The organism is Parvularcula lutaonensis (assembly GCF_014651915.1).
Lineage (GTDB): Bacteria > Pseudomonadota > Alphaproteobacteria > Caulobacterales > Parvularculaceae > Parvularcula > Parvularcula lutaonensis.
In genome coordinates, this window is sequence record NZ_BMXU01000001.1 from 610,880 (window position 1) to 629,252 (window position 18,373).

The 18,373-nt window shown below is 63.3% G+C and carries 20 protein-coding genes and 2 tRNA genes; 9 read left to right on the plus strand and 13 right to left on the minus strand.

The genetic code is table 11. The features are described 5' to 3' along the window. Window positions 1-165: 165 nt before the first annotated feature. Window positions 166-1,098, minus strand: a complete 933-nt coding sequence (locus tag IE053_RS02815; protein ID WP_189571420.1) for a DUF3108 domain-containing protein — start codon at window positions 1,096-1,098, stop codon at window positions 166-168. Between the two features lie 177 nt (window positions 1,099-1,275). Between IE053_RS02815 and rpmB the strand changes: the two genes are divergently transcribed. Together rpmB and IE053_RS02825 are read left to right on the plus strand one after the other, a co-directional pair. Continuing rightward, window positions 1,276-1,557, plus strand: a complete 282-nt coding sequence (rpmB, locus tag IE053_RS02820; protein ID WP_189571423.1) for a 50S ribosomal protein L28 — start codon at window positions 1,276-1,278, stop codon at window positions 1,555-1,557. Between the two features lie 42 nt (window positions 1,558-1,599). Further along, the gene (locus tag IE053_RS02825) at window positions 1,600-2,340 is read left to right on the plus strand and encodes a VUT family protein (protein WP_189571426.1); all 741 of its coding nucleotides are present in this window, start codon (window positions 1,600-1,602) and stop codon (window positions 2,338-2,340) included. Here the strand turns inward: IE053_RS02825 and IE053_RS02830 are convergent. Next, on the minus strand, window positions 2,269-3,294 hold the full coding sequence (locus IE053_RS02830; protein ID WP_189571429.1) for an esterase-like activity of phytase family protein: 1,026 nt from the start codon (window positions 3,292-3,294) through the stop codon (window positions 2,269-2,271). The genes IE053_RS02825 and IE053_RS02830 overlap by 72 nt on opposite strands. Further along, window positions 3,291-5,150: a cobaltochelatase subunit CobT gene (gene cobT, locus IE053_RS02835; RefSeq protein WP_229786030.1), complete on the minus strand. Its 1,860-nt coding sequence runs from the start codon at window positions 5,148-5,150 to the stop codon at window positions 3,291-3,293. Before cobT ends, IE053_RS02830 begins: the two co-directional genes overlap by 4 nt. Window positions 5,151-5,384: 234 nt before the next feature. On the opposite strand from cobT, the gene IE053_RS02840 reads away from it, so the two are divergent. Further along, window positions 5,385-6,260, plus strand: a complete 876-nt coding sequence (locus IE053_RS02840; protein WP_189571446.1) for a VPLPA-CTERM sorting domain-containing protein — start codon at window positions 5,385-5,387, stop codon at window positions 6,258-6,260. A gap of 56 nt (window positions 6,261-6,316) precedes the next feature. Here IE053_RS02840 and parE read toward each other — a convergent pair whose 3' ends face one another. From parE to sfsA, 3 genes are all read right to left on the minus strand, one after another. Continuing rightward, window positions 6,317-8,305 carry a DNA topoisomerase IV subunit B gene (gene parE, locus IE053_RS02845; protein WP_189571449.1) on the minus strand — a complete coding sequence of 663 codons (1,989 nt, stop codon included), beginning with the start codon at window positions 8,303-8,305 and terminating at the stop codon, window positions 6,317-6,319. 70 nt (window positions 8,306-8,375) lie between these two features. Then, on the minus strand, window positions 8,376-8,720 hold the full coding sequence (locus IE053_RS02850) for a hypothetical protein (protein ID WP_189571452.1): 345 nt from the start codon (window positions 8,718-8,720) through the stop codon (window positions 8,376-8,378). A gap of 59 nt (window positions 8,721-8,779) precedes the next feature. Next, window positions 8,780-9,499 (minus strand): DNA/RNA nuclease SfsA, encoded by a 720-nt coding sequence (sfsA, locus tag IE053_RS02855; protein ID WP_189571455.1) that lies wholly within the window; start codon window positions 9,497-9,499, stop codon window positions 8,780-8,782. A gap of 46 nt (window positions 9,500-9,545) precedes the next feature. On the opposite strand from sfsA, the gene IE053_RS02860 reads away from it, so the two are divergent. The 3 genes from IE053_RS02860 (at window position 9,546) to IE053_RS02870 (ending at window position 10,891) form a co-directional block, all read left to right on the plus strand. Next, window positions 9,546-10,334, plus strand: a complete 789-nt coding sequence (locus IE053_RS02860; RefSeq protein WP_189571458.1) for a competence/damage-inducible protein A — start codon at window positions 9,546-9,548, stop codon at window positions 10,332-10,334. A 35-nt stretch (window positions 10,335-10,369) separates the two neighbouring features. Next, on the plus strand, window positions 10,370-10,756 hold the full coding sequence (locus IE053_RS02865) for a response regulator (protein ID WP_189571461.1): 387 nt from the start codon (window positions 10,370-10,372) through the stop codon (window positions 10,754-10,756). Between the two features lie 50 nt (window positions 10,757-10,806). Further along, a tRNA-Leu gene (locus IE053_RS02870) sits at window positions 10,807-10,891 on the plus strand. A gap of 141 nt (window positions 10,892-11,032) precedes the next feature. On the opposite strand, the gene IE053_RS02875 is transcribed toward IE053_RS02870, so the two are convergent. Further along, the gene (locus IE053_RS02875) at window positions 11,033-11,959 is read right to left on the minus strand and encodes an alpha/beta hydrolase family protein (protein WP_189571465.1); all 927 of its coding nucleotides are present in this window, start codon (window positions 11,957-11,959) and stop codon (window positions 11,033-11,035) included. Between the two features lie 103 nt (window positions 11,960-12,062). Between IE053_RS02875 and IE053_RS02880 the strand changes: the two genes are divergently transcribed. After that, complete coding sequence (locus IE053_RS02880) at window positions 12,063-13,286, plus strand: kynureninase (protein ID WP_189571469.1); 1,224 nt, start codon at window positions 12,063-12,065, stop codon at window positions 13,284-13,286. Here IE053_RS02880 and IE053_RS02885 read toward each other — a convergent pair. From IE053_RS02885 to IE053_RS02910, 6 genes are all read right to left on the minus strand, one after another. Next, window positions 13,283-14,020, minus strand: a complete 738-nt coding sequence (locus tag IE053_RS02885) for a sterol desaturase family protein (RefSeq protein ID WP_189571472.1) — start codon at window positions 14,018-14,020, stop codon at window positions 13,283-13,285. The two genes, IE053_RS02880 and IE053_RS02885, sit on opposite strands and share 4 nt — an antisense overlap. After that, the gene (locus IE053_RS02890; protein ID WP_189571475.1) at window positions 14,020-14,673 is read right to left on the minus strand and encodes a DUF2959 family protein; all 654 of its coding nucleotides are present in this window, start codon (window positions 14,671-14,673) and stop codon (window positions 14,020-14,022) included. The genes IE053_RS02885 and IE053_RS02890 overlap by 1 nt, the downstream gene beginning before the upstream one ends. Before the next feature lie 130 nt (window positions 14,674-14,803). Then, window positions 14,804-15,469 carry a 50S ribosomal protein L25/general stress protein Ctc gene (locus IE053_RS02895; protein WP_189571478.1) on the minus strand — a complete coding sequence of 222 codons (666 nt, stop codon included), beginning with the start codon at window positions 15,467-15,469 and terminating at the stop codon, window positions 14,804-14,806. A gap of 504 nt (window positions 15,470-15,973) precedes the next feature. Beyond that, the gene (locus IE053_RS02900) at window positions 15,974-16,534 is read right to left on the minus strand and encodes a demethoxyubiquinone hydroxylase family protein (protein ID WP_229786031.1); all 561 of its coding nucleotides are present in this window, start codon (window positions 16,532-16,534) and stop codon (window positions 15,974-15,976) included. Between the two features lie 3 nt (window positions 16,535-16,537). Beyond that, entirely contained in the window at window positions 16,538-17,110 is a 573-nt protein-coding gene (locus tag IE053_RS02905; RefSeq protein ID WP_189571481.1) for a disulfide bond formation protein B, read from the minus strand. A 73-nt stretch (window positions 17,111-17,183) separates the two neighbouring features. Beyond that, window positions 17,184-17,894, minus strand: a complete 711-nt coding sequence (locus IE053_RS02910) for an exopolysaccharide biosynthesis protein (protein WP_189571484.1) — start codon at window positions 17,892-17,894, stop codon at window positions 17,184-17,186. 61 nt (window positions 17,895-17,955) lie between these two features. On the opposite strand from IE053_RS02910, the gene IE053_RS02915 reads away from it, so the two are divergent. Continuing rightward, a tRNA-Leu gene (locus tag IE053_RS02915) sits at window positions 17,956-18,040 on the plus strand. Window positions 18,041-18,168: 128 nt separating this feature from the next. Next, window positions 18,169-18,366, plus strand: coding sequence for a hypothetical protein (locus IE053_RS02920; RefSeq protein WP_189571488.1), 198 nt, complete (start codon window positions 18,169-18,171; stop codon window positions 18,364-18,366). Window positions 18,367-18,373: the final 7 nt, after the last annotated feature.

Consider the following 18,373-nt stretch of genomic DNA (forward strand, 5'->3'; position numbering starts at 1 on the left):
ACGGGCGGCTCTCGGTGCTGCAGTGATCCCGGGGCGCTCAAAGAGCGAGCCCGGCACCCGAAAAGCGCTGCCCATGGCTTCCAGGCGCGAGCCCCGCCCGCGCCGGAATGACGGAAAGGGGCGGAGTGAGGTTCCGCTCACCGACCCGAACGAAAGGAGCTACCCCTAGAGGTTCGTCACCTCGCCATCGGCCTCGATCAGCTTTGGACGTTTCGCCTGGAGCGATGCCCCGATCAGCCCCGACCGGGCGACGATCTTCACCGGGACGTATTTCAACGTCTCGCTCTGCAACGCTTCCGGTACTTCGGCCATGTAGACCCAGATTTCGCCCTCGATGTCGCCGCGGTTCTTTTCCTTGTAGCCGGCGATCTTCTCCTGCGTCAGGCGGCACTTGTAAGCGTCGCCCTTGAAGCGGCCGGAGCCGTTCTTCTTCACGTACTCCTTGCCATCGGGCTTCATCACCAGGTCGAAACGGCGGCGCCCATCGAGGACAGGAACGAGGCGGTCGCAGGGTTCTTCGCCGGGGGCGACCGGCGTGAAAGTGAGGGCCACGAGGGCGGCGAGGGGGTCGACGGCACCCTCGGCCAGCTCCTCGGGAACCGGCTCGCGGAAATTGTACTCGGGCAGGGACCACAGGCGGTAACGGCGCTCGCCCGGCGCCCGGTAGATCTCAGTGCGCTGCTGGTCGTCGTCTCCGTCATAGTCGTGATTGTAATAATAGGTGGAGACGATCTCGCCATCCTCGCCGAACAGGCCCGAGGCCACGGCCGTTGCCTCGCCGTCGGAGAACCAGCGGGCAATTCCCCGCTGCTCCATCTTGTAGTCGACCCGGTAGCCTTTCTCCGTGACCGTCACGTCAAGGAAGACCCGGCCGATATCGAGGCCAGCCAGCTCGCCCTTGAGGGTGGTGGAATAGGTGACGCCGTCATCGCCGATATCGAACGGCGCTTCCCCAAGGGGTTCAGGCTTGGGATCCACTGCGAAGAGCGCCGTCCAGGCCGGGGTGCCATAGTCCGGGTAGGGACCCGTATCGCTCGCGAAGGAGACGCCAAAAGCAACAGGAACCAAAGCAAGCGTGGAAGCCACGAGACGGACCATATTCTTACCCAAGAGCAACAGAGGCTCCGGGCCCCCTACAGGTGAATGCGTAACAATCTAAATGGTTCGCTGAAAGCGAGACTGAACGGTTCCCACGGCTTTGTAACGCTTGACGGGGGCCGGGGTCGCCGCTAGGCGCGCTCCTTCCGATTTCTCTACTTTTGCTCGAGGTCATCCATGTCCCGCGTTTGCGAGTTCACCGGCAAAAAGCCGATGGTGGGCAACAACGTCTCCCACGCCCAGAACAAAACCAAGCGCCGCTTCCTGCCGAATCTGTGCAACGTCACACTGACGAGCGAGCGCCTTGGCCGCCAATTCAAATTCCGTATCAGTGCTCACGCGCTGCGTTCGGTTGACCACATTGGCGGTCTCGACGCTTTCCTTCTGAAGGCGAAGGACGATGTGCTGTCCGACCGCGCCCGCAAGGTGAAGAAGGACATCGCGGCGGCCTCGGCTTAAGCGTAGGCGTCCTGTCCGTCGACAGCGCCTTTGGGGGTGCGGATGACGGCCGATCACAAGCCGTTCGATACGGGGTCAGCTGACCTGGCTGACACCATGGTGGTGGAGCGGTTCTACGACCGTGAGCTCACCGGTCGTGAACGTGCGATCAAACTGCTGAAACAGTCGCTTGCCGCGCTGGCCCGCCTCGTCGGGCTGGCGCTTTTGCTTGTGCCGTTCCAGCTCATGGGTGTCGTCACGCTCGACCTGCCCCTGTCGATGTTCGACAGGCTGACCCCTGAGGACGGGCTTGCTGCCTCCCGCTTCATGAGCCAAGGGGAGGGGTACCTGATGATGGTCCTCCTCGCGGTCCTGCTGATGACCCGGCGTTGGGGCAGCCAGCTCACCGGACGCGTCATCATGCTGTCTTGGGTGTTAACCATCGTCTTCCTCACCATGCTGATCGTCGACCTCGCGCCAGAGCTGGACAGCGAAGACTTCCCCAGTGCGCGGTTCGTCGGATCGCTCATCGGTTCTTGGTTTGTCGGCCAGCTTGTGGCCGTGACGGTCTACGACCTGCTCCGCGGTGGTGCGTGGTGGCGCGCGCCGTTTTTCGGCTCCGCCCTGGGGTTTGCGGTTCAGGCGGCGATCTACTTCCCCGGAGCCTTCGCGGGCACAGGTGCTCCCTGGGGCTGGTGGATGGCGGTGAGTCTGTTCCTGACCACCCTGATTTCAGCCGTCTTCCTTCTCTTCTACGGCCCGCTCCGCCGCCTCATCCGCCCCGTCCCCGGCCTGGGCGGGTGACAGCGCGCAGCTTCCAGACAGCCTGAGGGTCATCAGCACGGTGCGCTGGACGGGATTGAAATTGTCGTCGGAGACCAGGAGCAGGTTCTCGCCGCCGTCTGCCGATCGGTAGAACGCGATCCCCTCCATGTTATCCGCCCCGTCGAGGACATTGAGACGACCGAGATTCCTCGCCCTCACATCGCCACCATCAAGGGACCGGAGATCGGAAATCCGCAGCACCTTCACCTTCGCCCGTGGGCCATGGAACCGGTCGTAGGCACGCTCGAGCACGAAAAGCCGATCCGTATCCGGATCAGCTGTCGCGTCCGTTACCGCGAAATCTCTCTCCGTCCGGTAATAGCCGGCAAGCGTCGGCTCGTCTCCATCCCACAGGACGATCGGAGCGCGACTGCCGCCGATTTTGCATTCGGAGATGAAGACGACCTCATCATCCGACACCCGCGCGGCAGCCTCGAACCCGGTATTGCGGGAGAGACCGCGGACGAAGGACAGGTCGACTTCCGAGGACAGGACATTCATCTCGCGACCGAGCACCTCTGCATAGACTGCGTCATTGTCCCGCTCCCGCGTGATGAGCCAGCCATCCTTGTAAGGAACGAGCGCTTCGGTGTCCTTGCCGCCGCCTGGCGCTAACTTGTCGCGCTGGAAGTAGCGGATCACATGGTTGCTGAGGAGCTGCAGCTTCCCGTGCTCACCGATAACGACATCGGCGAACCAGAGCTGGCCACGGTCACTCAGGAACACGGCCCGCTTGTTCTCCGTATCGAGATCGATGCCGGAATAGCCACCGAATTGCGGCGGTCCGTAGGCCGTCGTCCCTGATGTCATGGTCATGCAGCCGATCTCGCGGCCGGCAGGGCGCAAGCCAGAGAAACGCTCGAACCGGACGTCGATCTCGATCGGCTCGCCGGGCGATAAAGCAAAAAACGCTGCCGCGAAAAGGCCGATCACGCGCGGCGCCTTCTCGCCACGGGCGCCTGGGTCTCGTCTTCGAACAGCGCCGCGAGCTGCTCGGTCATCGCGCCGCCAAGCTGGTCGACGTCGGTGATTGTGATGGCGCGGCGGTAGAACCGGGTGACGTCGTGACCAATACCGATCGCCAGCAGTTCCACGGGCGAGCGGTTCTCGATCATTGCGATAACCTCCCGAAGGTGTCGTTCGAGATAACTTCCTCCGTTGGCAGATGATGTCGTGTCATCGACCGGTGCACCATCGGAAATCACCATCAGGATACGCCGCTGCTCGGGTCGGGCGATCAGCCGGTCATGGGCCCAGAGCAGGGCTTCGCCGTCGATATTCTCCTTCAGGAGACCTTCCTTGAGCATCAGGCCGAGATTCTCCCTGCTCCTGCGCCAGGGAACGCCGGCGGGCTTGTAGATGATGTGCCGGAGGTCATTCAGACGACCGGGATGCTTTGGCCGACCATCGCGGACCCACTTCTCCCGCGACTGGCCGCCTTTCCAGGCCTTCGTCGTGAAGCCGAGGATCTCGACCTTCACGCCGCAACGCTCCAGAGTTCGCGCGAGAATGTCAGCGCAGATGGCTGCAACGGTGATCGGCCTGCCGCGCATCGATCCCGAATTGTCGATCAGGAGCGTGACCGTCGTGTCGCGAAACTCCTGCTCGGTCTCCTGCTTGAACGAAAGCGGCTGGAATGGGTCGATGACCACCCGCGAAAGCCGGGCTGCATCGAGGACCCCCTCATCAAGATCAAACTGCCATGCGCGGTTCTGTTGCGCCAGCAGGCGACGGTGCAGGCGGTTGGCCAGCCGCGCGACGACGGCATGCAGGTTTTCGAGCTGGCCATCGAGCTGTTTGCGAAGCCGGACCAGCTCATCGGGAAGGCAGAGCTCGTGGGCATGGGCGATCTGGTCATATTCTGTCGTGTAAGGACGATAGATTTCGCCTGAGTCACCGAGTGTTTCCCGGCGCAGGATCGGCGCCTCGTCGCCTGCCTCGTCGCGTGGATCGCCTTCGTCGATCTGGGTCGGATCATCCGGCATGTCGGCTTCGCCATCATTGGCCTCGCCAAAGTCCGGCGTCTGGTCTTCGGGCTCGCTATCGCCTTCAGGGGCCTGGTTCTCGTCCTCGTCCTGCCCGTCGACCTCCGGCTGTTCGCCTTCGTCAGGCGGGGCGTCCTGGTCGTCTTCCCGTGTTTCCTCGTCACCGGTCTTGTCACCAAGATCGATGGCTTCGATGATCTCGCGGGCGAGCTTCGAGAAGGCTTCCTGATCGATGTGGGTGTCCCGGGCGACCAGCGCATCAAGGGCGTCGCCGCAGGTATTCTCGATCTCCTCGCGCCAAAGCTCGACAAGTTTCTCCGCAGACTGAGGAACTGGTCGCCCGGTCATCCGCTCCCGCGCAAGAAGCTGGATGATATCGGTGACCGGAACGTCCTGCCGGTCTTCCATCCGGCGGTAGCCTTTCTCGTCGAGGGCCCGCTCCAACGCCGCGTCGAGATTGCGCCCGATACCCTCCATCGCATTCGCGCCGAGGGCCTCGCAGCGGAGGTCTTCGAGAGCCGCGAAGAGCACACGACCCTCCGGGTTATCCGGCTGGAGCTTTTGGTGCAGCGCTTCGTCATGATGGGCGAGTTTGAGCGCGGCAGCGTCGGCATGGCCGCGGCTGATGGAGACTTTCTTCCGGTCCAGCTTGCGTGGCGGAAGCGGCAGGCGCGCCTCCGAGCCATCGACAACCGGACGGTCGCCGCCAAACTTCACGTCAGCCTCGGGCTCGGCGGAAATGGCCCGCGTCGCCTGGGCGAGCACGCGCTTGAAGCGCTCGGTCGGGCTCTCTTGTTCTTTCATGGGGCACATTTAGGCGCGTGCACCCCTTGCCGTCACCCTCTCATGCGCGGCGTGTTGCCTCTACGGGATTAACCATGCGCGCGAGGTAGGTCAGTGGCCCGACTCGATACGTCCTGGTTAAGGCCAGAACATTCGACAGGCGAACATACGAGTCGTTCTTCCCGTATCGAATGCAAGCATTCCTTCCTTGATCGAAGCAGCTGTCAGAAAACGCCAGGTTGACGGAAACGTGTAATGGAGACGCAACGGCTGAGGAAAAATCCTTCCTTCTCAATCGTGTATTGGGGATCGAAGATTAATGCACTGAATTTGCGAGGAGAATTCAGAGGTTCAATGGTTAACACCAGCTTCATGCCGGAACGGTTCATGGTCAACACCCGCCCGATCTGCGGCGTCGGCCATCAACCATGCTTGGTTACGTTGTTGACTGGTATGGGGCGTGCACTGAATGGTCGGGAACCGAATTCTTACCTCACGGGGGTTAACATGAAAAAGCTTCTCACCGCCGCAGCGGCGTCCCTGTTTGCAGTCACCGGCGCGCAAGCTGCTGTGATCGATTTCGATGACGGGGTCGTTTGGAGCTCTGTCGGAGCTAACTACCAAGGCATTGACTGGTCAGACCAGAACCGCGGTTTCCTGTTTGGCAAAGCGAATGGTTCGGCAGACCAGTACGCCTTTGTCCATAATGGTGATCCTAACGATACAACGTTGCCTGACGCTACAATTCGCTCGATAGATGGCAGCCTCCTTCATTTTTCCGGAGGCGAGTTTGCAAAACGCTATCCGACGCAAGGACTCCTCTTCACGATTACAGCCTACGCGAACGGTGTCGAGACTGGATCCTTCACGATCTCTGATCTTTGGGCGGGACACTTTAAGGACTACAGTTTCTCCTTGATCGGCGATTCCTTCAAATTCTCATCGGGCGGCAATCTGGTGCTGAATCAGATCTGGCGCGCGCCATATGTCTGGATGGAATCCGCGGTGGCGATGGACGATCTTCGCATCTCATCAGTCCAGACCTACGAAAACCCGGTCCCCGCAGCAGGGCTGCTGCTTCTCACCGGCCTTGGTGCGCTTGGCTTCAAGCGCCGCAAGCAGAGCGCATAAAATTTGCTCACGGAGTAACTATGGAAACGGGCCCCTTGAGGCCCGTTTTTCATTGCTCAGACGTCGAGGACTTCCTGCGCAAAGGCTGCGTTTTCCTGGATGAACTGGAAGCGCGGCTCGGCTTTCTTGCCCATGAGGCGACCGAAGAGATCTGACGCAGCGTCACCATCGGGTGGCAACTTCACCCGCGCGAGCTGGCGGGTGGCGGGGTTCATCGTGGTTTCTTTCAGGTCACTGGCATTCATTTCGCCGAGGCCCTTGAAGCGGCCGATATCGACCTTGGCGTTGGCCGGGAACTCCTTCGCCCGAAGTTCTTCACGCTGAGCATCGTCGAGGGCGTAGACCGTCTTGCCCTTGTGGCTGAGGCGGTAGAGCGGCGGCTGGGCGAGGTAGAGCCTGCCAGCGCGGACGAGATCCGGCATCTCCGTGAAAAACAGGGTCATCAGAAGCGCTGCGATATGCGCGCCGTCGACGTCGGCATCGGTCATGATGATGACCTTGTCATAGCGAAGGTCGTCGAGATCGAACTTGCCGCCGAGGCCCACGCCCAGGGCAAGCGCGATGTCCATCACTTCCTGATTGGCCATGATCTTGTCGCGGGTGGAGCTTGCGACGTTCAGGATCTTGCCGCGCAAGGGGAGGATGGCTTGCGTCTCGCGGTTGCGAGCCTGCTTCGCCGAGCCGCCTGCGGAATCACCCTCAACGAGGAAAATTTCCGTACCCGTTCGGTCCTTCGCCGTGCAGTCGGCAAGCTTGCCGGGCAGGCGGAGCTTTTTCATCGCGGAAGCCCGCTGGACCTCTTTTTCCTTACGCCGACGAACCCGTGACTCGGCTTGGTCGATGACGTGCTGGAGGAGTTTCTCCGCTTCCTTCGGATGGTCGGCGAGCCAGTGATCGAAGGCGGGGCGCACCGCCGCGTCTGTCAGTTTCTGCGCCTCGACAGTGGCCAGCTTGTCTTTGGTTTGCCCCTGGAATTCAGGGTTCGAGACGAAGACCGACAGCACCGCCGCCGCCGTGCCGAGCACGTCTTCGGCCGTGATCTGTGCCGCCTTCTTGTTGCCGGTCATCTCCGCATAGGCCTTGAGACCGCGGGTCAGAGCCTGCCGGAAACCCTGCTCATGGGTGCCGCCTTCGGGGGTCGGGATCGTGTTGCAGTACGAAGACGTGAAGCCGTCCGCCATCTGACCAGCCGGGCTCTGGAACCCCGCCGCGCCCCAGGCGATGGCCCATTCGATGGTGCCATGGCCGCCTTCCTTGGCGACCTTTCCGGAAAACAGGGACGAGGTGATGGTCGGACGTTCACCGATGATCGTGCCGAGATAGTCCTTCAACCCGCCGGGAAAACGTAGAGTCGCCTTCTCGGGCGTCGTGTCGCCCTCGGACAGCAGTTCCTTGTCGCAGGACCAGCGGATCTCGACGCCGCCGAAGAGGTAGGCTTTCGACTTCGCCATGCGGAAGATCCGGGCCGGCTTGAAGCTCAGCTTCTTGCCGAAAATCTCCGGGTCCGGATGGAAGGAAACCTGCGTCCCGCGGCGGCCCGAGACCTTGCCGACCTTCTTGAGCGGCGAGGTGGGGATGCCCTTGGAATAGGTCTGGCGATACAGCTGCTGGTCCCGAGCAACTTCCACAGTCAACTGATCGGTCAGCGCATTGACGACGGAAATACCGACGCCGTGCAGGCCGCCGGAGGTCGCATAAGCCTTGTTCGAGAATTTTCCGCCCGCATGGAGGGTGGTCATGATGACTTCGAGGGCGGACTTGGTCTTGAACTTGGGGTGCTTGTCGACAGGAATGCCGCGGCCATTGTCGCCAACCGTCAAAGTTCCGTCCGCAGCCAAGTGGACTTCGATCCGTGTCGCGTGGCCGGCCACCGCTTCGTCCATCGAGTTGTCGAGGACCTCGGCGAAGAGGTGATGGAGTGCCCGCTCGTCCGTGCCGCCGATATACATGCCAGGGCGCTTGCGCACCGGCTCCAGGCCTTCGAGGACCTCGATATCCTTGGCGCTGTAGGAAGTGGCTTTCGCGGCCCGGCGGGTGGCGGACATGACGTCTCCGGTTTGTCTCGGAACAGGGTAGGAACGGAGGCCTTAGGCTGCTCCGGCCCTTGAGGGAAGCTCAGCGGAGCCTTCTGGGGATATCGACCCGTCGCATCGGCTCGCCCAAGGCCCTCTGGGTCGTTGCAGTCTCGTCCTCCCGGTCATCCTCTCCGTCCGTCTCATGGAGAGGCGCGGACAGCTCTTCAGGCAGGACCTCCTCGGCATTGCGGAAAAAGCTGTCGACCCGCGGGTCCTTCCTCCGGAGCCAGCGCAGGAAGCGCGCGGCAAGCGGGTTCGATGCCACGAGAATGATGATCGAGATGAAGAGCAACAGCAGCCCGAGCGGGATCGGCGAGATTGTCAGCGGAATGCTGACCACGAGCAATACGAGCCCGACGATCGTCCCAATCATGCGCCAGATCATCCGCGCTTCCTCCACGCCTGAGGATGTAATTTAGGGTTGGGCCGGGATGAATGCCAGTGTCAGGCCTCAACCGGGACGGCAGCGCGCGGCGTGATCGCCCCCGGTGCGATGTCGCAAACGACGGCACGCATCTGGACGCCCTGCTGCGCGGCCCAGCTCAGGCCTTCGGCGTATTTCGGGTCGAGGTCCGCTGCGGCTTTCACGGCTTCCGCGTCACCACGTTGGACGATGAAGAGGAGAAAGGCATCGTGTCCTTCGTCCACCATCCGCGCGAGCTCCCGCAGGTGCTTGAGCCCGCGGGTTGTCACACAGTCCGGGAACTCGGCGATGCCGTCGTCGCGCCGCAGGAGGTGGCAGTTCTTCACCTCGATGTAGCGGTCGCGTTCCGCTCGCTGGAGGAGGTCGATCCGCGACTTTTCCTCGCCATAACGGACCTCCCGCGCAAGGTCGCCTTCGGGGTCGATGCCATCGACGAAGCCTGCGCGAATGGCTTCTTCGGCCAGCCGGTTGGGCAGGTTGGTGTTGATGCCGACCGGGACCACCCCGCCGCTGGGCGGGCTGGGGCAATCCACGATCTCCAGCGTGAGCGGCAGCTTGCGGTTCTTGTTCGGCGAACGGCTGAGCCAGCAGGGTGCATCCTCCGGCGCAACGCCCAGCATCGCGCCGGGGTTCGGGCAATGCACTGTCTCTTCGCGACCATCCGGGTGGACGACATCGGCGAGGAAGCGCTTGTAGCGACGGATCAGGCGGGCGGGCTCGAGGGGTGGGTCAAACTGCACGGGTCAGGGGTTAGACGGGCTCGCCGGATAGCGCTACCGGGGCCGTATGACAGAAAGCTCCTATCCCCGCGCCGCGTGCCTGCTCATCGGTGATGAACTCCTCAGCGGCCGCACCCGCGACGCCAATTCCCACCACCTCGCGCGCGTTCTCCACGACCGCGGTCTCGAACTGATCGAGATTCGCGTGGTCCCCGACGAGATGCCCGCCATCGTGTCTTCGCTCCGTGAACTGAAAGACAAGGCGGAGATCGTCTTTACATCCGGTGGGATCGGTCCGACCCATGACGACATCACCGCCGATGCGGTGGCGGAGGCATTGGGGCGCCCGATCGCCGTGCGCGAGGACGCGCTGGAGATCCTGAAGCATCACTACGCGAAGCGCGGCGAAGAGGTCACCGATGCCCGACGCCGCATGGCGCGTGTGCCCGAGGGCGCCGAATTGATCCCCAATGCGATCACTGGAGCCCCCGGCTTCGTGGTCGACAATGTCTATGTCATGGCGGGCGTGCCCGCGATCTTCGAAGCCATGCTCGATGCGGTGAAGGACAGACTGCCGACCGGGCCGGAGGAGACGGCGTTCAGCGTCATTGGCGAGCTTGGCGAAAGCTCGATTGCCGATGGCCTCCGTGATCTCCAGACAGCGCTCAAGGGGCTGAAGATCGGCTCCTATCCCGGTCCGACGGGCAGGGGCGGTGACCTCGTCATCGTCTGCCGTTCCCAGAATCCCGCGACAGCAGAGCAGGCCGCTCTCGCGGTCAAGGCGCTCTTCGCGGCCCAGGGGGGCGATGCTCGCATCGAAGAAGGCCAGCTACGGCAATCACTTAATAGTAATTAAGCGAACGCTGACGGTTTTGTGGTGTCTTTGCTCCCATGAGAGGGACCACCACACCCGCCGTTCTCGTCTGCGAGGATGACCCGATCCAGGCCAAGGTCCTGGCCGAAGGACTGATGCGGCGGGGCATGACCGTCATCGGCCCTTGCGCGACGCCCGAAGACGCCAAGGCACAGGCGGAGCGCCATGAGGTGAGTGCGGCTCTCCTCGATGTCTCTCTCGAGGGCGGAAGCTGCGCCGACGCGGCATCGGTTTTGGCCGGGCGAGGCGTGCCCTTCGCCTTCATCACCGGCTACAGCACCGACGCGGCCAGCACTTTGCGGAAATTCTCCGACCACCTCGTGGTGCCGAAGCCCATTCCCCCAGACCTCCTGGACCAGATCATCGATACGCTCATCCCGCCTGCCGCCCTGCCTGCGGAGTAGAACGGCCCGGTTGCCATACGCAGCCATGCTGCCCCATATGACCCGACCCTGCGGGCGTGATGGAATTGGTAGACATAGCGGACTTAAAATCCGTAGCCTTCTGGCGTGGGGGTTCGAGTCCCCCCGCCCGCACCAGCTTTCCATCTCACGCCAAGTTGCGCTTCCAACGGGGCGGCGTCGATGGCCGGGGTCGCGGCCTTGGGGACTTCGCCCCTGCCAGCGGCATCCCGGAATCTGCGCAGCAAGTCTGCAGGACCCATCAACCAAGCCCTCGGCCTAGAAGCCCAGCAGTTCCTCTAGCAGCTCCACCTGACGCTCCCACGCTTCCGTGCCCGGAGCGATCAGCTCCACATGGCCGCCCGGCACTTCGACATAGCGGGCATCGCCGCCCGCATCACGGACATCCGCCGTGAAGCCGAGGCCGAGGATGGGCGGGGCGATCCTGTCGCGAGTGGCGTTGACGCTGACCTGTTCCGCGGGCGGAGGGAGAAGGCGCGCAAGGCTCGTGTCCGTAAAAACATCCGGACGGTCGGGGGAGGGCTCTCCGGTGAGAAGGTCCATGACGTCGGCAAGACAGCTCGGCAGCGTGACAGGTGCCGACCGTTCGAGATCCGCAAGCCCGCCTGATACAACGGCACTTGCGATCAGGAAGGGATCGCCTGAATGAAGGGGGCTGTCTTCCGGCAGGTTCGGCCGCGCCGAAGCCCAAGCGACCAGGTGCCCGCCCGCCGAGTGCCCGAAGCCGGCGACACGGCTCGTGTCCAGGGACCATTCGGCAGGCACGTTGCGCAGCGCATCGACGGCTTCTGCCACATCGGAAAACGTCCCCGGATAGCCGCCGCCTTCCTCGTCAACGCCGCGATACTCGATGTTCCAGACCGCCATGCCGCGCTGGCGCAAGTCCTCGGCGGCATAATTCATCAGTGTGCGGTCCGCGATCGCCTTCTGCCAGCAACCGCCGTGGATCATCAGGACGACAGGGTGCGGGCCTTCCCCTTCGGGCAGCCAGACATCGATGACGCCAGCATCCCCCTCACGGTAACGCAGCGTTTCGCTCGGCTCTGGCAGCGGGCGTGAGGTCAGGTCCGGCCAGGCCATCAGCGGGGCCTCCTCGCCGATGACCAGTGGCTCCTCGGCCTCGATCTCCATGTCGACTTCGCCGCAGGCCGCGACCAGCGCCAGCACGCCCAACATCACACGCATGTCTTTTGCCCCATGAAAGCTCCGTCCAGCCTAGGCCCACCGCGCCGATCTGTCAGCCGCCGAAGCTCTGGCCACAGCGCGCCTGACGCGGCAGAGGAGGGGGATGACCAGGATCCCGACCTCGCGCGCCGAAGCCGAAGCCCTCGACGCCGCCGACCCGCTCGCCCCTGCGCGGGCAAGGTTCAGGCTGCCCGAAGGTGTCACCTATCTCGTCGGCCATTCCCTTGGCCCGGCGACCGAGATGGCCATCGCACGGGCAGAGAAAACGGCGACCGAAGAATGGGCGAACGGCATCGTCCGTTCGTGGAACACGGCGGGCTGGATCGACCTCGGCCAGAGCGTTGGCGCACGGATCGCCCGGCTGATCGGCGCGAAGCCTGAGGAGGTGGTGGTCTGCGACTCGGTTTCGGTGAACCTCTTCAAGCTCGCTGTTGCCGCTCTTCCGCTCGCGAAAGAGCGGCGGGTAATGGTCGAGGACGACGAGTTCCCGACAGACCAGTACATGACCGGCGGCATTGCACGGACGACAGGCGCAGCCTTCGACCACTTGCCTGCTGGCGAGGGGATCGAAGCGCTCGCGAAAGGCGGGGTGCTGATCAAGAGCGCGGTCAACTACCGTACGGCTGAGATCATCGACATGGCGGCTTTCGAGCAGGAGGCACGCCGCACGGGCGCTGTCATCGTCTGGGATCTGAGCCACGCAGGCGGCATCGTGCCGGTGAAGCTCAATGATAGCGGTGCCCTTTTCGCGACGGGGTGCACGTACAAATACATGAATGGCGGGCCGGGTGCGCCGTCCTACCTCTACGTCGCTGCCGGTATCGTAGGCGAGGTCCATACCCCGCTGCCCGGCTGGCTGGGCCATGCCCAACCGTTCGCCTTCTCAAAAGAGTATCAGCCTGCGGAGGGTGTCAGCCGTTTCGTCGCTGGCACCCCGACCATACTGTCGCTTTCCGCCCTCGACGGTGCTCTCGATGCTTTCGACGGCATCGAGATCGGTGCCGTGCACGGGAAGGCGCAGGCGCTGGGCGATCTCTGCTCCATGCAGGCGGCGACATTCGGCCTCACGCTCGGCTCTCCTGCCGCAGGCGAGCGGCGGGGCGGGCATGTCAGCCTCCGCCATCAGGAGGGCTACGCCGTGACGCAGGCCCTCGCGGCGCGCGGCATCCTTTCGGATTTCAGGACGCCGGACACGATCCGCTTCGGGCTATCGCCACTTTTCCTACGGTACACAGACGTTTGGGACACAGTGGCCGCGCTCGGCGACATCCTGGAACACCGTCTCTGGGACAGGCCAGAGTTCAAGGTCCGGGCCAAGGTCACCTAGGCTTTCCCGAACGGGTCCTTCATCAGCTGGCCGAACGGTGCGTCATGCGTCCCTTCGACACCGTACTGCCCCCGCGTGTCCGCCTCCCGGTAGGTGCCGAAGAACCTGTCCCAGAAGGTGAAAAGCGTGCCGTAATTGCTGTCCGTGTACCGTCGCTCCGGGATGTGGTGGATGCGGTGGTGGTGCGGCGAAACAATCACCTTGCGGATCGCGTCGTCGGTCTTCTCCCTCAGCATGACGTTCGAATGGTGAAAGCCAGCCGCGATGATGACCAGTGCGTCGAAGAGCAGGATTGCCGGGATCGAAATATCCAGCGCAAGCACCCAAAGCCCGCGCACGAAAGCCGAGAGGATCACCTCGCCCGGATGGAACCGCAGCGCCGAGGTGACGTCGAGAAACTCGTCATAATGATGCACACGGTGGAAACGCCAAAGCAGCGGGACTTCATGGTTCGCCCGGTGCCACCAGTAGATGTAGAACTCGAGCAGCAGAATATCCGTGCCGAGACGAAGCCACATCGGCCAGGCCTCGCGCCAGGCCGGCCCGATCTCCGCCGCGCCAAGCGAAACAGGCGTCACGACGAGAAACGTCGTCCCGAACCCGACCACGCCAAGCATGGCATTGCGCAAGAGCCGCGCCCGACTACTTGGCCATGGGAAGGCGGGACGCAGCCTCTCCCATAAAAACCATCCGGCAAGCAGGGCGACGGTGACGCCCGTGAGAATGCCGGTCATCAGCTCGCAGGCATGGCCGCGATGAAGGCCTCGGCTTCCGCGATCGCCTTGTCCATCTCACGGATCAGGTCGTCCACGCGGCTTTTGATCTGGGCGAGTTCGGTATCGAGTCCGGCGATCGCCTGGGCGTTGAGGTTGTGCTTCAAGAAAAGGACCTGGTCTTCGAAGAGTTCTAGCACTGGATCCATCCGCGCCGCAGCCGCGTTCATCGCGGCGAGCACCTGCTTATAGCGCTGTTCTGTTTCGCGCAGTTGCTGCTCCGACCGCCGGCGGAGGTCCGGAGACTGATAGTCGTTCAGCTCCTGCCGCCATTCCCGGAAAAGCGCCGTGCCGACATTCTCGATCGAATCGATCCGCGACTTCACCAGCTTGGCTTCGCCCTCGAGCTTTTCGTACTGTTTCGACAGGCGGTCATAGGTCTTGCCAAGCTCGCCGCCGTCGAAATTCACGAGAGCGCGGTATTGTTCCAGCGCGTCCTTGAACTCCTCCTGCGCATGAGCCTGGGCGTCGCGGGCGCTATCGACCCTGTTCACCAGGATGTCGCGCTTCTCGATGCCGATATTCTCGAGCGCATTGTAATAGGTGCTCGCGCAGCCGGAGATCACGACGCTGCCGAGCACGAGAGCGAGGGCGGGAGGAGAACGAAACACCATTGTTCGATTATGGTCCGCGGCGTTCCGGCCCCCAAGCGAAATTCTCGTGAATGGCAGTCCCGCGACGCAAAAACGCCCCGGTCCGCAAGGGAGCCGGGGCGTTCGTGGAAAACTGCGTGAAGCGCGAGGCTTACTCGGCGTCGCCGTCCGCGTCGTCCTTGACCTCGGTGGCCGGGACTTCGTCCGGTGCGACTTCGTCTTCCTCGTCAGCTTCCTGCGACTTGAGGCCCGACGGCGCAGCGATCGTCGCGATGGTGAAATCGCGGTCGGTGATCGTCAGCTCGACGCCCTTCGGCAGGGTGGTGTCGGAGATCTTGATCGTGTCCGACAGCTCTTTCGAAGCGAGATCGAATTCGAAGGCTTCGGGGATCTCGGTCGCCGGGGCAACGACTTCGACTTCGTGACGGACGACGTTCAGCACGCCGCCTGCCTTAAGGCCCGGACAGGTCTCTTCGTTGAGGAAACGGACCGGGACGTTGACCGTGACCTTGGTGCGGGCATCGACGCGCATCAGGTCGACATGGATCGGCAGGTCCTTGACGACGTCGACCTGGATGTCGCGGCCGATGACCTGGTGCTTCTTGCCCTCGAGTTCGACGATCGACAGAACGTCGATGAGACGGCCGTTGTTATAGGCCTTCAGCACCTCGTTGTATTTCATCTTGATGTTCATCGGCTCGTCCTTGCCGCCATAGATCACGGCGGGGACCCAGCCATCACGGCGCACGGCGCGGGAGCCGCCGGTGCCGGAGCGCTTGCGGGGTTCGCAGGCAAAAACAGTTGCTTCAGAAGACATGGCTCGGTCCTTTCAGTTCATCCCGCAGACTGGACCTCCAGCCCCCGGAAGAAGAGCTGCGCATGCCTGAGCAGGGCGGCGCGCAGCCCGGGTTTCCTTTGAAGCGCTGGCGGGTAGTGGAAAGGCTGCCATTTGGCAAGCCCGTAGGGCGGAACGCAAAGCGATCCGCCTTCACCGCGACCAATGGCAGGTCGCTGGCGCGTTCCGCGTGACATATCCCCGCGCGCTCGACCTGCGCTATCCTCCCCTTGCAGCACCCACGGAGGGCCTCCCGGTACCGTCGGCGCGAAGGGGACGTGCTTTTCGGAGCTCCGTGGACTGAGGGTGCGCCCTCGGTTCGCCGATGGTCCATGACCGGCGTGAGCTGATGTTCGGCCGTCCCTTATGCGCTGGATCTGGAGACGCCAGGCGATGGGCGTGTAGGAAGCCTGCACGCTGCGGCAAGCCGCGGGGCGATCCCTTCTCACATGGTTCCGTCCGCGTCAGGCGGATGTCTGGCGCGCCTCAGACCTTTTCGCTGACCTTGATCGCGAGATTGCAGCCTGCCTCGATGATCCGCTTCATGAAGCGGTAGCCCGGTGCCTGCTCGGCGCCCTCTTCGATGGCGGTGTCGTGGTGCTCGAGCTCGTCTTCGCGGAACTCCGCGAACGTCGCCCGGAGTTCGTCCTCACCTTGACCATCAAGCTCGTCGACCTGCTCCTGGTAGTGCTTCTCGATCACGCTTTCGACAGCGGATGTGCAGGCCATCGCGGCTTTCTCCCCCATCAGCGCGGTGCCTGCGCCGAGGGCGAAGCCCGCCGCGTTCCAGAGCGGGGCGAGGAGCGTCGGCCGCGCGCCGCGCTCGGCAAGGAGGCGGTCGAAGGTCTCGAGGTGCTTCTGCTCGCCTTCCTCCATGTCCTTCAGGAGGAGCGCGATCCGGGTCTTGCCGGGGAGGTCGCCGAAGACGGCGCGCTGGCCGCGGTAGATCTGCACCGCGCCATACTCGCCGGCATGGTCCACACGGAGCATTTCTTCGGTCCGGCGCTTCAACTGGGTCGGGACGGGCGGTCTGGCAGTCTCGCTCAAGGCTTACTCCGCGATTGCAGGGGAGCCGACGCGGTCATTGCGGAGGCCCTTCGCCGCCCTGAGGAAGGATAGGCCGGCAACACCGGCAAGCATTAGCGAAATGAGAGCGTTGTAGCCAGCCATCGAGATCCCGAAGAGCCGCCAGGCGGCTTCGCTGCAGGACGGACCCGCGGCCGGTTCCTCGAGCGAGCTGAGCAGGTCGCTGCCTACGAAATTCGTCAGGTCCGCATTGCGTCCGCCGCCGGCGCATTCGTTCGGGCCGGGCCAGAAACCCCACTCGACGCCTGCATGGTAGCCGGCCAGCCCGGCGCTGAAGAGATAAAGGAGCACCATGGCCCCCAGGAAGGCAGCGAAGATCCGGGTGCCGCCCCGCGCCAGCATCATCACGGCGATGGCAAGAATGGCCACGCCAATGGCGGCCCAGTGGACCTCCCGCTGGTCAAGGCAAAGAAGGCAAGGGGTGAGACCAGCAATGCGCTCAAAGGCATGCGCGGCGGCGATCAGCGAGAAGCTGACCCCTGCGCACACACCGATCGCGATCTTGGGATCGGAAAGTCGTTCAAGACCTCTAGTCATTACGCTTACTTCGCGCCGACGCATCGTCATGGAAACCCTTCCGCGCGTCGCGCGCGCGTACGTCGCAGGCAGCCTAGCCAGAAATCCGGCCAACCACGAATGCCTTCATCGCCGAAATCGCCTCGGCGCCGAAAAAGACGAGCAGGAACACCCAGATAAGACCGATCGCAAGACCAAGCAGGATGAGAAGGCCGTCACGCTCCAGAAGGCCCACCGCGGCGAGCCCGACGCCGATTCCCGGCGTCGTGTTGGTCATCGGCAGGGGAACGAGGATCGAAGCCGCGGGAATCAGCATCAAGGCACCAACGATTCGGGCGCCGGTGCCTTCGGAAAGGAAGGTCAGGCGCGGCTTCGCGAGGCGCTCGAGAAAGCCGAGGGTCCGGTGAGCCCGGTCCACGGTCCTACGCAGGCCAGCGACGGAGACCTCACGCTCGCCCAGCGCCTTGGGCAGCCAGGGATGCTCCCGCCCCGCAGCCAGTTGCGCGGCGAGGGCCAGCATGGGCAGGGACACGATCTGCGGGATGCCATAAAGAAAAGGGATCGCGCAGGGCAGGGCCAGGATGAGGATGGCAAGGCCGAATGCGCGCTCGTCCAAGGCATCGATCAGCCGGTGCAGGGTGATCTTGTCCTCGTCATCCGGTCGCGGATCCTCGGCGGCGAAGCGTTCGAGGACATTCGCCAGCATGACGGTCACGCGGGCTTCGGCGTTCTCGGATGCATTCATCGGCTGCTCCATCCTGTCGGGGCTTTCGCGATAGCTGTCGAGCGTAAACAAACCAAGCACATGCGCCAGCCCTCGGAACTACTGGACATCGAAAGGAACGACCTTACTGTGGCGCCGTCACGCGGGTGTGGCGGAATTGGTAGACGCAGGGGATTCAAAATCCCCCGCCGCAAGGCTTGTCGGTTCGAGTCCGACCACCCGTACCACCTTTTGTTTCACGGAGCGCAGCGCCTTCGACGGCTCGCGGAGAGGGGCTTCTGCCTACCCAAAACGAACCTTCTCTTCCCTTTGGCCATTCCCTGACCACATGATGGAACCAGCACGGGAGACCGCCATGAGCGACAAGGCAGCCCAGACCCTCGACGAAGATGCGATCCGCCGGATCATCGAAGCCACCGTGGCCGCCGCGGGGGAACCTGATCCCTCGACGCTGCCACATCTTGTCCGCCAGCGCCTGCAGGGCCAGGCCACCGGCGACATCGACCTTGAGCAGTATATCAAGCGGGTCCTGCGCGAAATGCGGAAGGCCTGAACAAGCC

Bases quoted from the DNA above. Each gene is read 5' to 3' on its own strand.
- IE053_RS02890 (WP_189571475.1), bottom strand. From the start codon at position 14,673: ATGGTGTTTCGTTCTCCTCCCGCCCTCGCTCTCGTGCTCGGCAGCGTC.
- IE053_RS02825 (WP_189571426.1), top strand. From the start codon at position 1,600: ATGACGGCCGATCACAAGCCGTTCGATACGGGGTCAGCTGACCTGGCT.
- parE (WP_189571449.1), bottom strand. From the start codon at position 8,305: ATGTCCGCCACCCGCCGGGCCGCGAAAGCCACTTCCTACAGCGCCAAG.
- IE053_RS02865 (WP_189571461.1), top strand. From the start codon at position 10,370: ATGAGAGGGACCACCACACCCGCCGTTCTCGTCTGCGAGGATGACCCG.
- IE053_RS02905 (WP_189571481.1), bottom strand. From the start codon at position 17,110: ATGACTAGAGGTCTTGAACGACTTTCCGATCCCAAGATCGCGATCGGT.
- IE053_RS02860 (WP_189571458.1), top strand. From the start codon at position 9,546: ATGACAGAAAGCTCCTATCCCCGCGCCGCGTGCCTGCTCATCGGTGAT.
- IE053_RS02875 (WP_189571465.1), bottom strand. From the start codon at position 11,959: ATGCGTGTGATGTTGGGCGTGCTGGCGCTGGTCGCGGCCTGCGGCGAA.
- IE053_RS02815 (WP_189571420.1), bottom strand. From the start codon at position 1,098: ATGGTCCGTCTCGTGGCTTCCACGCTTGCTTTGGTTCCTGTTGCTTTT.
- cobT (WP_229786030.1), bottom strand. From the start codon at position 5,150: ATGAAAGAACAAGAGAGCCCGACCGAGCGCTTCAAGCGCGTGCTCGCC.
- rpmB (WP_189571423.1), top strand. From the start codon at position 1,276: ATGTCCCGCGTTTGCGAGTTCACCGGCAAAAAGCCGATGGTGGGCAAC.
- IE053_RS02840 (WP_189571446.1), top strand. From the start codon at position 5,385: ATGGAGACGCAACGGCTGAGGAAAAATCCTTCCTTCTCAATCGTGTAT.
- IE053_RS02920 (WP_189571488.1), top strand. From the start codon at position 18,169: ATGAGCGACAAGGCAGCCCAGACCCTCGACGAAGATGCGATCCGCCGG.
- IE053_RS02880 (WP_189571469.1), top strand. From the start codon at position 12,063: ATGACCAGGATCCCGACCTCGCGCGCCGAAGCCGAAGCCCTCGACGCC.
- IE053_RS02895 (WP_189571478.1), bottom strand. From the start codon at position 15,469: ATGTCTTCTGAAGCAACTGTTTTTGCCTGCGAACCCCGCAAGCGCTCC.
- IE053_RS02885 (WP_189571472.1), bottom strand. From the start codon at position 14,020: ATGACCGGCATTCTCACGGGCGTCACCGTCGCCCTGCTTGCCGGATGG.
- IE053_RS02850 (WP_189571452.1), bottom strand. From the start codon at position 8,720: ATGATCTGGCGCATGATTGGGACGATCGTCGGGCTCGTATTGCTCGTG.